This window comes from Rhodopseudomonas sp. (assembly GCF_048594845.1).
Classification (GTDB): Bacteria; Pseudomonadota; Alphaproteobacteria; order Rhizobiales; family Xanthobacteraceae; genus Rhodopseudomonas.
Genome location: NZ_JBMDXE010000360.1, coordinates 18,609 through 30,506, shown reverse-complemented (window position 1 = coordinate 30,506; position 11,898 = coordinate 18,609). Strand labels below are relative to the sequence as shown.

13 protein-coding genes are annotated in these 11,898 nt (G+C 65.9%); 8 read left to right on the top strand and 5 right to left on the bottom strand.

Annotated features, from left to right (window positions below; all coding sequences use genetic code 11):
- Together ACOJTD_RS24685 and ACOJTD_RS24680 are read left to right on the top strand one after the other, a co-directional pair.
- The coding region (locus ACOJTD_RS24685; protein WP_420135487.1) for a FumA C-terminus/TtdB family hydratase beta subunit at nucleotides 1–905 on the top strand (905 nt) is incomplete at its 5' end.
- 146 nt (nucleotides 906–1,051) lie between these two features.
- A complete protein-coding gene (locus ACOJTD_RS24680) occupies nucleotides 1,052–1,735 on the top strand; it encodes a DUF429 domain-containing protein (RefSeq protein ID WP_420135486.1) in 684 nt (227 codons plus the stop codon).
- 9 nt (nucleotides 1,736–1,744) lie between these two features.
- Here ACOJTD_RS24680 and ACOJTD_RS24675 read toward each other — a convergent pair whose 3' ends face one another.
- Together ACOJTD_RS24675 and ACOJTD_RS24670 are read right to left on the bottom strand one after the other, a co-directional pair.
- Nucleotides 1,745–2,719 (bottom strand): DUF3616 domain-containing protein, encoded by a 975-nt coding sequence (locus tag ACOJTD_RS24675; protein WP_420135485.1) that lies wholly within the window; start codon nucleotides 2,717–2,719, stop codon nucleotides 1,745–1,747.
- Nucleotides 2,720–2,948: 229 nt separating this feature from the next.
- Complete coding sequence (locus tag ACOJTD_RS24670) at nucleotides 2,949–3,245, bottom strand: hypothetical protein (protein WP_420135484.1); 297 nt, start codon at nucleotides 3,243–3,245, stop codon at nucleotides 2,949–2,951.
- 303 nt (nucleotides 3,246–3,548) lie between these two features.
- Between ACOJTD_RS24670 and ACOJTD_RS24665 the strand changes: the two genes are divergently transcribed.
- Nucleotides 3,549–4,256 carry an Ig-like domain-containing protein gene (locus ACOJTD_RS24665; protein WP_420135483.1) on the top strand — a complete coding sequence of 236 codons (708 nt, stop codon included), beginning with the start codon at nucleotides 3,549–3,551 and terminating at the stop codon, nucleotides 4,254–4,256.
- A 16-nt stretch (nucleotides 4,257–4,272) separates the two neighbouring features.
- Here the strand turns inward: ACOJTD_RS24665 and ACOJTD_RS24660 are convergent, their stop codons facing one another.
- Nucleotides 4,273–4,845: an inner membrane-spanning protein YciB gene (locus ACOJTD_RS24660; protein ID WP_420135482.1), complete on the bottom strand. Its 573-nt coding sequence runs from the start codon at nucleotides 4,843–4,845 to the stop codon at nucleotides 4,273–4,275.
- A gap of 154 nt (nucleotides 4,846–4,999) precedes the next feature.
- On the opposite strand from ACOJTD_RS24660, the gene ACOJTD_RS24655 reads away from it, so the two are divergent.
- Nucleotides 5,000–5,842: a DUF6321 domain-containing protein gene (locus tag ACOJTD_RS24655; RefSeq protein ID WP_420135481.1), complete on the top strand. Its 843-nt coding sequence runs from the start codon at nucleotides 5,000–5,002 to the stop codon at nucleotides 5,840–5,842.
- A gap of 140 nt (nucleotides 5,843–5,982) precedes the next feature.
- A complete protein-coding gene (locus tag ACOJTD_RS24650; protein WP_420135480.1) occupies nucleotides 5,983–6,669 on the top strand; it encodes an SET domain-containing protein in 687 nt (228 codons plus the stop codon).
- 270 nt (nucleotides 6,670–6,939) lie between these two features.
- Here ACOJTD_RS24650 and ACOJTD_RS24645 read toward each other — a convergent pair whose 3' ends face one another.
- Nucleotides 6,940–7,338 (bottom strand): hypothetical protein, encoded by a 399-nt coding sequence (locus ACOJTD_RS24645; protein ID WP_420135479.1) that lies wholly within the window; start codon nucleotides 7,336–7,338, stop codon nucleotides 6,940–6,942.
- 113 nt (nucleotides 7,339–7,451) lie between these two features.
- Here ACOJTD_RS24645 and ACOJTD_RS24640 point away from each other — a divergent pair, with 113 nt between their 5' ends.
- Entirely contained in the window at nucleotides 7,452–8,273 is an 822-nt protein-coding gene (locus tag ACOJTD_RS24640; protein ID WP_420135478.1) for a helix-turn-helix domain-containing protein, read from the top strand.
- Nucleotides 8,274–8,345: 72 nt separating this feature from the next.
- The gene (locus ACOJTD_RS24635; RefSeq protein WP_420135477.1) at nucleotides 8,346–9,011 is read left to right on the top strand and encodes a DsbA family oxidoreductase; all 666 of its coding nucleotides are present in this window, start codon (nucleotides 8,346–8,348) and stop codon (nucleotides 9,009–9,011) included.
- A 3-nt stretch (nucleotides 9,012–9,014) separates the two neighbouring features.
- Here ACOJTD_RS24635 and ACOJTD_RS24630 read toward each other — a convergent pair whose 3' ends face one another.
- Entirely contained in the window at nucleotides 9,015–10,169 is a 1,155-nt protein-coding gene (locus tag ACOJTD_RS24630; RefSeq protein WP_420135476.1) for a GNAT family N-acetyltransferase, read from the bottom strand.
- Between the two features lie 247 nt (nucleotides 10,170–10,416).
- On the opposite strand from ACOJTD_RS24630, the gene ACOJTD_RS24625 reads away from it, so the two are divergent.
- Nucleotides 10,417–11,892 carry a caspase family protein gene (locus tag ACOJTD_RS24625; protein WP_420135488.1) on the top strand — a complete coding sequence of 492 codons (1,476 nt, stop codon included), beginning with the start codon at nucleotides 10,417–10,419 and terminating at the stop codon, nucleotides 11,890–11,892.
- The last annotated feature ends 6 nt before the right edge of the window (nucleotides 11,893–11,898 follow it).

Sequence of the window (11,898 nt, the reverse complement as noted above, 5' to 3'; positions counted from 1 at the left end):
TGTGCATGAAGACAGTGAAGCTCGCCTCGGCGCGCTATCTCGATGCGCTGCCGACGCAGGGCTCGGCGGACGGCAACGCCTTCCGCGACCTGGAGATGGAGCAGGAAATCCACAAGATGACGCAGTCGCTCGGCGTCGGCGCGCAGTTCGGCGGCAAGTATTTCTGCCACGACGTCCGCGTCATTCGTCTGCCGCGTCACGGCGCGTCGCTGCCGATCGGGCTTGGTGTGTCGTGCTCGGCGGACCGCCAGGTGCTCGGCAAGATCACCAAGGACGGCGTGTATCTGGAGGAGCTCGAGCACAATCCGGCGCAGTATCTGCCGGAGGTCGAGCAGGCGCTTGGCGGCGAGGTAGTGAAGATCGACCTCAACCAGCCGATGAAGGGCATTCTCGCGACGCTGACCAAATATCCGACCAAGACCCGGTTGTCGCTGACCGGCACCATGATCGTGGCGCGCGACGCCGCGCACGCCAAACTCCGCGATCGCCTCGACAAGGGCGAGCCGCTGCCGGACTACTTCAAGAGCCATCCGGTATACTATGCCGGCCCTGCCAAGACCCCGGACGGCTACGCCTCCGGCGCATTCGGCCCGACAACCGCGGGACGCATGGACTCGTTCGTCGATCAGTTTCAGGCCGCGGGCGGCTCGATGGTGATGGTCGCCAAGGGCAACCGGGCGCCAGCGGTGCGCGAAGCCTGCAAGAAGTACGGCGGCTTCTATCTCGGCTCGATCGGCGGTGCGGCGGCGAACCTCGCCGAGCACTGCATCAAGAAGGTCGAGGTGCTGGAATATCCCGAGCTCGGCATGGAGGCGATCTGGAAGATCGACGTCGTCGATTTCCCGGCCTTCATCATCGTCGACGACAAGGGCAACGACTTCTTCAAGGAACTGAACCTCGGCTAAGGCATCTCGGCCCCAGCCACCTGCACCATCATTCCGGGTTCGCTCGTTTGAGCGCCCCGGAGTGACTTCCGGGGAATGTCCGCCTCGGCGGCAGACCTCGGTAACTCATCTTCGTCGTTGGAGGATCGCGAGGGAGGTTATCGGCCGTGATCGCCCTCGGTCTCGATGGCTATAGACACGGCTGGGTCGCGGTGACGCTCGGCGGCGACCGCCCTGAGATCGACTTCATCCCCGACATCTCATGGCTCGCCAGCCGCCGTTTCACTCGCGTCGCGATCGACATTCCGATCGGCCTGAGCAATGACGGCGTCCGCCAGTGCGACCTCGACGCCCGCGCGCTGCTTCGTCCGCATGCCAGCCGGGTCTTCACCGGCGCGCGCCGCTGGCTATGGACGGAATTCAACTATCCGGATCAGTTTGCGCAGGCGAATGCGGCGGCTGCCGAGCGCGGCCAATCGCGGGCGTCGCTGCAGCTCTGGCATCTCGGCCCGAAGATCATGCAGGTCGATGCATTCGTGCGCGAACATCGCGATCTCGACATCCGCGAGGCCCATCCGGAGTTGATCTTCCTTCGTCTCAGCGGCGGTCGGCCGTTGCCGTCCAAGCGACACGCCGAAGGCCTCCGCCGACGCCGTGAACTGGTCAGACAAAACGGCGTCGCTGAGATCGACGAGTGGGTCGATCGGGTCAGGCTCGGGACCCGAGCGAAGGCGGACGACGTGCTTGATGCCTGCGCCTGTGCGCTGGCGGCGCGTGATCCCGGCGGCTGCTTGCCCGACGGCGAGCCACCGCGGGACGAACACGGCCTGCCGATGCAGATCTGGTTCTGATCGCTGGGCCTACCGCTTCAATACGTATTCCAGCGGGTGGCCGTTCTCCGGCCCGTCGAACATTATCAGCACGCGCAATGGAGCGTGGTCATCGTCCTGCAGCACAAGCAGAGTCTCGGCCTTCGCGCCTTTGCCTGCGTCCGAAATGTCGAGCGCAGCGAGCTTCTGTAGCTGGCCGTCATCGCCCCACAGGTGGATCGCGGGCTGGATCGCCTGGTCGTTGACCGGACCCGACAATACCAGCAATCCGTTGCGGACCTTGGCGAGGTCGCGGATGCCGGTGTGCTTGCCGAGTTTGAGATCGTGCGATTTGGCGTGCAGCGGCTCGTTGTCGGTGAAGATCGCATCGCGGTCGACCGAGATGACGAAGGCGTGTCTGTCGAGCGAGGGGCCGCGCAGGCCGAAATAGATCCGGCCGTTGCGGACCGCGAGGCCCTCGATGTTGATGCCGCCTTGGCCGAGCGGCTTGTCGTATTTGTCGGCCGTCGGCGGCAGCGTCTTCAGCACGCCGCGCAGCCGCGTCGTCGTCTCGAGGCCCTTGACGTCTTCCTCCGACACGAACTCAGGCTGCAACGCCTGCCTGTCCACCGGATAGCGGAACAGCGTGTAGCTCGGCGGATTGCCGGCTTCCGGGTGATGGCGCGGAAGGCCGTGCGAACCGGTGATGTAGAAATATCCGTCGTCATAGGCGGCCGCCTCGGCGTCCGGATCGCCGTCGGCGCTTTCCGGCATCAGGCGCACCACGCGGGCGGGACGCAGAGTTGTGCCTTCGATGGTGAAGGTTTGGGCGTAGTTCTTGTCGTCGTTGACGATCACGCAGGATGCGAAGGGCGGCGAGGTCGGCGCGCAGGCAGCGCCGCTGAGATTGGTCCTGGCCTTCCTGGTCTTGGCGAAGTCGTCGCTGACGGTCCATTTCGACTCGGGCTGCAGCAGGTCGCGCGCATCCGCCGGTCGGGCGAGCGCGCAAACAGCAAGAGCAGCCATGCCGAGTCGCACGGCCGTTATCGAGGGCAAGCAGGAGCGTGCAAACGTTCCGAACGAAATAAACGTGCTCATCGCGGCCTCCCAAGGCTGCGCGCTCAATCCATCGATAAAATTGCGTCCCTCCGAAAAGGGATAGTTCGTCGCAGCGCGTCAATAAAAACCACGCGAACGCGTCGGCGCATTCGCGTGGTGAGGATCGCAGGCCTGCAGCGCAGGCGCCGACGTGGCGTTACGCCCGCGTTCCGGTGAACGGGAACGAGCCCATCGGGCCGATGCCCATTTCGCCAGAGATGCTGTCGCCGCTCACCTTGCCGGTGTAGCTCAGCGTCAGCGGCATCGGGTTGGTGATGTCGAGTTTCCAGGCGACGTCGTCGCCGTTCACGGTGCCGTCGAAGATTTCGCCCGAATCGCCGTCGGCAGACTGCGTGCCGGAGAGCGTGGCGCCATCGGCCTTCAGCGTCAGGTCGGCCTGCCGCTCGCCCATCGGCGTGCTCATGGTGAGTTTCCAGTTTCCGTCGACTGCCATCTGTTTCTCCCTTGAGCCGGCCACGGGACACGGCCGGCGAACCTGCTTTAAAGCGTTTTCGCGCGAAGTGGAATTCAGCCCGGCCGAGGAAAACGCCCGCCTTCAGAAAAATACCAACGCGCCTTCAGGATAATTCAGAACCTGGATCCCTCCAGTAGGGCAGGATGGCGCAGCATGGTGCGCCGGCGCTCTGAACCCTCCGCGCTTCTACGGATACAGATACCAGTGGTGTGGGGTCGATCAGGTGATAGGATGCTGCTCGGAGGACGCCCCGAGGTTCACCGCAAATGGTGGAGACTCGATATGCGGATGTCATTCTGGCGAGCCCTCGTTCGGGCCGCCGTGCTGGCGCTGGTTGCCTTACCGGGGGCGGCGCTCGCCCAATACGAAGTGCTTTCCGAACAGACCACCACTGTCCTGACCGCGACGGCGGACCCGGCCGTGCCGGGGCGCGTCAGCCTGCGCGCGGAGGTCGGCACCGCATTCGGCAGCGGCGTGCCCGAAGGTCGCATCACTTTCCTCGACATGGGAACGCTGCGGGTGCTGGGCTGGAGCAGCGTCGAGCAGCCGCAGATCACAATCGAGGGGCTGCCGCCCGGCCGGCACGTGCTGAGGGCGGACTACAGCGGGAGCGCCGCGCATCTGCCGCTGATCGTGCTGCCGAGCCATTCGGCGGAAATTCCGGTCGACATCCTGATGCAGCCCGCGCTGACATTATCCTCGTCCAACGACCTGATCGCACCCGGCGATGTCGTGACCTTTGCGGTCACGGTGACGGGCGGAGCTGGGGTGCCGACCGGCAGTGTGACGTTTCGCGATGGCGACGAGGTGATCGCCGCGCATGTGCGGCTTGATCATGCCGGCATCGCGGCCTTCACGACCTCGGCGCTGTCGCCGGGCAGCCGCAGCATTGCCGCGACCTATGAGGGCGATGGGCGCTACGCGGCTGCTGAGACGCGTATCGAGCAGCAGGTGACGTCGCCAGTCGCCTTGATCGCGCCGCGGTTGTAGGCAAACTCTCGCTGGTCTATTCGGCCATCGACACGGCCGCGGCCGCTTCGCCGCGGCGCCGGCTGCGGATCGCCAGCCGGAACACCAGATACTGGGCGGCCACTGCCGCCACCTTGGCGGCGGGCGCGATCACCATCACGTAGAAGGTCCAGATCTTGATATCGCCGGTCATCGCCGCGGCAATCACGCCGGCGCCGAGCGCGATCATCAGGACAGCCCAGAAATAGCCGGACACGCGGACGTAGTCCGGGATCGTCGTTGCTACCACCGGCGGCACGTAGCGCAGCATCCAGTCCCGCCGCAGCATGATGGCGCCGACCGCGATATGTCCGATGCTCGGCTTGATCAGCACGAAGCGCGGATCGTTGGTCAGCAGCGTTGCGCCGCCCAGCACGACCACCATCGCCAGGCTGGCATAGGCCATGATGTCGAGCCGGAAGCCCTTGATCCGCGCATAAGCAAACTGGGCGACCGCCCCGATCACCGCCACGATCGTTGCGAGAGCGACGTTACCGGTCGAGAAATACAGCACCACGAAAATGATCGTGGAGAAGAAGTCGTTGCCGAGCTTCGAGAACACGGCCTTCATCGCAGGTTCCTCGCAGCGGCGGCCGCGCCTCGGCGCGGACTGATCGACGGGATATTGCGCGGGGCGGACAACGAAGTAAACCGCGCAGCGGCGCGAGGTTCAGCCTGTCTCACGCGGCGGTGAAACCGCGCGCCGTTTGTGGCGTTGGTGCGGCATGGCCAAATCGAGCAAAACGTCGGCATCGAAGTCCCCCAAGCGAAAGACGGCGGCCAAGAAGGCGCCGTGGTCGCGATCGAACCCGCGCAAGCGTGGCGGCAAGCCGGCCAAGCACCTATCGCCGGCCAAGAAGGCCGCCGCGAAGGCCCGCGCCAAGCGCGCCGGTCGCCCCTATCCCAACCTGGTGGACAACATGGCCGTGGCGTCGAAAGCGAAATCATCCACATCCTCGAAGTCGAAAGCTTCCAAGGCGAAGGCGTCCAAGGCCAAATCCGCGAAAGCCAAATCTTCCAAAACCAAGTCTGCTTCCAAGCCCAAGTCCGCTTCCAAGGCCAAGTCCGCTTCTAAGGCCAAGGCGTCGAAGCGGAAATCGTCCTCCGCCAAGACAGCCAGGAAGAAGCCCTCTGGCCGCAGCAACGCGTCCAAGAAGAAAAGCACCGGCGCGGGCTCGCGCAAGGCTGCGGCAGCCAGAACCTCTCCAATCCGCAGATCCTCCCGGCGACCGTCCGAGAAAGACCCGCACGGCGGCCTCACGGCGGCGGGCCGCAAGGCGTTTGCTGAGCGCGAGGGCGCGCACCTCAAGCCGGGCGTGACCAAGAAGGCCTCGGAGATGTCGCCGGCCGAGATGCGTCGGAAAGGAAGTTGGGCCGTGCGGTTCTACGGCCGCGCCAAACTGCCGGCGTTGCAGGACAAGCAGGGCCGGCCGACCCGCTTTGCGCTGTCGGCCCATGCCTGGGGCGAACCGGTGCCGAGGACGGAAGCCGCCGCGCGCAAGATCGCCGCCAAAGGCGAGCGGTTGCTGGCGCGATATCGCCGGGTCAAGGACAAGGGCGCGGCCTGAGCGCGCGAAGACCCGCCGGATTTCGCGCGATCAGGCTGGGGACGGCGTGCGGGAACGGCAGGAAACCCCTGCCAATTGTGGCGGAATCGATCTAGAAGGGCCGCTTGCGTTCCCTTCCTCGCTCGCGACGTACAAAGCTCATGCCCGATCTGTCGAACAAGCCCTATCGCATCGGCCGCTCCAAGACGGGCCTCGGCCTGTTCGCCACCCAGCCGATCAAGAAGGGCAGCAAGATCATCCGCTATTTCGGGCCGATGCTCGACTGCAACAAGAAGAAGGACGACGCGGTCGAGAACAAGTACCTGTTCCAGATCAGCAAGCGCTGGACTGTGGACGGCTCGGTGCGCAAGAACGTCGCGCGCTACATCAACCACTCCTGCAAGCCGAACGCGGAGTCGGACGTCAGCGTCAAGAAGCGCAAGATCTTCATCCGGGCCATCAAGAACATCGAGCCCGGCGAAGAGATCAATTACGACTACGGCACCGAGTACTTCAAAGAGTATCTGAAGCCGATCGGCTGTAAGTGCGACGCTTGCGAGAAGAAGCGCCTGAAAAAGGCAGCCGAAGCCCGCGCCGACAAGGCGAAGCAGAAACAGAAGGCCGAGCGCAAGGCGGACAAGGTGAAAACCAAGGACGCCGCGAAGCCCAAGGGCGCCGCGCCGAAGGCGGGCAAGGCGAAGGCGAGCAAGGCCGGCGCTGCCAAGGCCACCACAAAGGCCAAGACTACGAAATCGGTGAAGGCCGGGGGCAAAGTCTCAAAGGCGAAGACGAGAGCGGCAAAGGCGAAATCCAAGACTGGCAGCGCCGCCGGCAAGAAGGCCGCGTAGTTCGGCCGGACCACACCTCAGACCTCTCAGCCACAAAATCCTCCGTCATGCCCGGGCTTGTCCCGGGCATCCACGCCTTGCGGCAGTTGCGATGGCAAAGACGTGGATGGCCGGGGACGGGGCTTTCTCGTCATTGCGAGGAGCACTCGGATCGGCGCTTTCGCGCCGTCCGAGCACAGGCTCCGCGACGAAGCAATCCAGCGCGGGGCACGGCGCATGGATTGCTTCGCTTCGCTCGCAATGACGTTGAGCTTTGGGGCGCGACGAGTATTACGCCATCACCGCCGCTTCGCTCCGTTTCAGCCCCATATACTGCAGCTCCGCGAACACGCCGACGGCGATGGCCTGCATCACCACGAACGCGATCCCGAGCGCGTTCGGAGCTACGGCGCTGCTGATCAGCAGCGCGATGCTGGCGAGCGTCCACAGCGCGTTGCCGATGATCACCAGCAGCACCAGCGGGCGCTGCAGCGCGGGGCGGCTGCCGAGCCAGCCAACAAAGGCCGCGTAGGCGATCAGGAACAGACCGGTTTCGAGCAGCAGCGGCTGCGGCAATGCCAGCAGCGGCGCCAGCGTGCTCGCGCCGGTGACGAGCAGCAGCGCCATGGCGCCGCTGACCAGTGCGTCGGCCTGAAGCGCGCGGCGGAGCAGCAAGGACGGATGGATCATGGTCGTCTCCTTCGGTTCGATGGGCGATGACCCGACGATGCGTGGGCTCGCTGCCAAAATCGATTACCTCGCAGGTCATGGAAGCGGTTCAGGCTGCGTGCTAGCCTTCGGCCATGAACACGACGATTTCCTCGGCTCAGGCTTCGGCCGGCGCGCAGCCGGTGCGCATCGGCGATTACTTGCGGCAGTGGCGGCAGCGCCGCCGGCTCAGCCAGCTCGACCTCGCACTCGACGCGGAGATTTCCGCGCGCCATCTGTCGTTCGTGGAAACCGGACGCGCGGCGCCGTCGCGCGACATGGTGATGCGGCTCGCCGAGCGGCTCGACGTGCCGCTGCGCGAACGCAACGTGCTGCTGGTCGCCGCCGGCTTCGCGCCGGCGTTCCCGCAGCGGACGCTGGACGATCCGGCGCTGGCGGCGGCGCGCGTCGCGGTCGATCAGGTGCTGAAGGCGCACGAACCCAATCCGGCGCTGGCGGTCGACCGGCATTGGAATCTGGTCGCCGCCAACCGCATGGTGATGCCGATGCTTGACGGCATCCCGCCGACGCTGCTGGCTCCGCCGCTCAACGTGTTGCGGCTGTCGTTTCACCCCGAGGGCCTCGCGGCACGCACCGCCAATCTCGGCGAATGGTGCGCGCATCTGCTGGAGCGGCTGCACCGGCAATGCGAAGCGACCGCGGATCCCAAGCTGCTCGAGTTGTATCAGGAGTTGAAGACCTATCCGGTGCCGGCCCGCGCCGCGCCCGTGGAGCCCGGCGCTGTTGTGGTGCCGTTCCGGCTGCGGCTCGGCGGCGATACGCTCAGCTTCATTTCGACAACCATGGTGTTCGGTACGCCGGTCGACGTCACGCTGTCGGAGATCGCGATCGAGACGTTCTTCCCGGCCGACGACGCCACGGCAGCCAGGCTGCGCAGCATCGCTGCAGCCCTGTAGTGCCTTGCGGGTTCTTGCTGCGTGCCCATCTGTATGGGACTGTCCGGCAGGGACCAACACAAGGAGGCGCCGATGAGCGCGCTGAAGCCGCTGAAGATCGATGTCGTCTCCGACGTGGTCTGCCCGTGGTGCTATATCGGCAAGAAGCGGATCGAACAGGCGCTTGCGCTGGCGCCCGACGTGCCGGTCGAACTCACCTTCCGTCCGTTTTTCCTCAACCCGTCGGTGCCGCGCGAAGGCATCGAGCGCGACGAATATCTCACTCAGAAATTCGGCTCGCCGGCGCGCTACAAGGAGCTCGCCAGCCGCGTCGTCGACGCCGCCGCGCAGGAGGGGCTGGAATATCACCCCGACCGCGTGAAGCGGCAGCCGAACACGATCGACTGTCACCGCCTGATCCACTGGGCCGATGCGATCGGCAAGGGCCCGGCGATGAAGCAGCGGCTAATGGAATTGTACTTCCGCGACGGCGGCGATCTCACCGATATCAATGTGCTAGTGCAGGCCGCCAGTGAGATCGGCCTCGATGCCGATGACGTCCGCGCGAAGCTAGCCACGGATGTCGATGTCGACCTGATCGCCGGTCAGGCCAACGAGGCGGCTGAGAAAGGTATCTCCGGCGTGCCGACCTTCGTGTTCGCGCAGAAATACGCGGTGTCGGGCGCGCAGGATCCGGCGCAGCTCGCCAAGGCGATCCGTCACATCTCCGAAGAGATCAACGCCCAGGCGGCGGAGTAAGCCTCAGCGCTTGAGCAGCCGCTTCGCGGTCTGGCGAGCCGCCTCGCGGGTGCGTAGCGCCAGCGTGATCGGCCCGAACAGCGGATCGCGCGGACGCAGCGGGATCAGCACGTCGCCGACCGCAAACCGGCCGCGCCAGATCGGATCGATCATCGGGTGGTCGGGCGCCGCGGTGGAGTCGACTAGTCGGATCGCCGGATCGGCGCACAGATGCCGGGTCAGCTCCAGCGTCAGCAGCACGCCCGGCGAACTGCGCGCGTGCTGTTCGGCGATGCCGAGCTTGAAGAAGTAAGCGCGATCGCCGTGCCGCAGTACGATGCCGGCAGCGATCGGCTCGTTGCCGGCGTGAAGTTGTCCGATCTCGCAGGCGCCGCGCGCAGCGAGGGCGACGGCCGCGTCGCGCAGCCGCGCCGCCAACTCCGGCTGATGCAGCAGCGCGCTGCCGCGGCGGCCTTTCCAGCCGCTGGCTTCCAGAGCCAGAAACGTATCGTAGGCCCGCGCCACGTCGTCGTGCGTCTGCGCTACGCTGAAGCGGACTTCACCGTGATCGCCGAGCCGGCGCATCTGCCGGCGATATTCCTTCAGCCGCTTGCCGCCGAGTGCATCGCGTAGCAGCTCCTCGCTGTCGCGAGTCGCATCGAGGCAGGCGCGCGACCAGCCGCGCAGCAGCACCGGCGCCAAGCCGTCGCTGGCCGCAGCGCGTGACAGCATCTGTATCGCGTCGCCGTCGCGCGCGACGTCGCGCAGCAGCAGCGCCCGGGCGCCAGTGGCACGCGCCTGCGCCAGCAATGACGTGGCGGCTTGCAGCCCATCCTCGCGGTCGAGCAGCGGCGTATCGAGCGAACGGAACGGATCGGCGGAGACCAGCACCGGCAACGGCAGTCGGAAGGCGTGCCAGCAGGACAGCACCGGCAGCAGGCCGGTGAGCTGGCCACTCGAAGCGTGTGCGATCAGCACGTGCGTGACGCTGCGGCCGCGGTCGTCGCCATTCGCCGCCAGCGTCCATTCCGGCAGGTAGTAGCCGTTGGGCTCGACCACACGGCCGGCAAGGTCGCGCCAGGCTCGCGCATCAAGCGCGGTGATCGACGGCAGAAGATGAGGCGCCGCGTTCTTTGATGCGTTGCGTGTGACCGCCGTTCCCTGTGAAATGTCCACCACGTCGGCTTCCTGCATGTTCTGGCGGCTTTGGTGGAGCCGCCGTGTCGCGCGGAAAGTACCGGACACAATGTTCGATCGCGTAAGCCGCGCTTCTGATTTGCCCGATAATGTTAACCCAGTCTTACCCGCGCTGGTTGTTACCGGCGCCGCGCACTGCTTGGGGCGTGGCGTCCAATTGCCACGGGCGTGAACCGCTTGGATGACCTGGCAGACAAAGCAGCGGGACGTCGAACCGGAAGGAGAGCCGATGGTGCGGGCGATGCTGTGGAACGCGGCGATTGCCGCGGCCATGATGCTGGGAGCGGAAGCGGCGTGGGCGGAGAGCCGCCTCGCGCTGGTGGTCGGGCAATCGGCCTATCGGGCGGTGCCGGCGCTGCCCAACCCCGCCAACGACGCCAAGGCGGTGGAGAAGATGCTCGGCGAGGCCGGCTTCGAGGTCACCGCCGCGAACGATCTGACCCAGACCGAGCTGCGCCAGATGGTCGGCGACTTCGCCGCCAAGATCGCAACCAAGGGGCCGGACACGGTGGCACTGATGTTCTATGCCGGCCACGGCATCCAGGTGGACGGCGAGAACTATCTGATCCCGGTCGATATCGATCCGAAGCGCGAGACCGATATTCCGCTGCAGGCGGTGCGGCTCGACGACGTGCTCAACACGCTGACCTCGGTGCCGACCCGCAGCCGCATCATCATGCTGGATGCCTGCCGCAACAATCCGTTTCCCGACATCCGCAAGACCACCGGGCAGGGGCTGGCGCTGGTCGATACCAAGACCGGCTCACCCGGCACCTTCGTGTCGTTCTCGACCTCACCGGGCGCCGAAGCCGAAGACGGCGGCGGCACCAACAGTCCTTACACGACGGCGCTGCTGAAGGCCGGGCGCGAGAGCGGACTACAGATTGAGGACACCTTCAAGCGGGTTCGGCTGGCGGTCAACAAGGCCACCGAGGGCCGGCAGACGCCGTGGGATTCGTCGTCGCTGGTCGATGACTTCCGCTTCTTCGGCGCGGTCGAGGCGGCTGCGCAGCCTGCCGCCTCGGCTGAAAAGAAGCGCTCGGTCGTGGAATGGCGCAGCCTTTTGAAGGGCAAGAAGGTCGAAGAGGCCAACGAGCTCATTGTCTCCGACGGTTCGGTCGATGCCTATGAGGCGTTCGTCTCGCTGTTTGCCGAGCCGCCGCTCGGCACACGGGCGAAGCGCTGGCTGGATCGGCACAAGCGGATGCTGGCCTGGAACAAGGCGGTGCTGGCCAACACTTCGTCGGCCTACAAGGCGTTCCTCGATCAGTATCCCGACAGCGACCTGACCCCGACCGCCAAGAAGCTCGAGCTGCGGCTGCGCAACAAGCCGGAGATCGCGGTGGCCGTTCCGGTCGCAACCGCACTGACACCGACGCCGGTCGCAGCACTGACGCCGGCGTCCGGCGCCACCTGTCCGTGCGGCGCGCCGCCCGCGATCGAGAAGAAGGCGGAGAAGAAAGCCGACAAGTCGAAGCCGAAGCGCGCCGAGCGCGACGACACGCCGAAGCGGACTGCGGCCAAGCCGTCGCGCGGGCGCGTGTACTACGAGGACGATGTCGATGATGTCGTGGTGGTGCGGCGCCCGCCGGATTACTACGACGTGCCGCGCGGGCCCTCGATCTCGATCGGCGGTGGCTATCGCGGCGGCAGCATCGGGCCGCGCAGTCCCGTCGGTGGAAACTTCGGGGGCGGGCGCTACTGAAGGTCG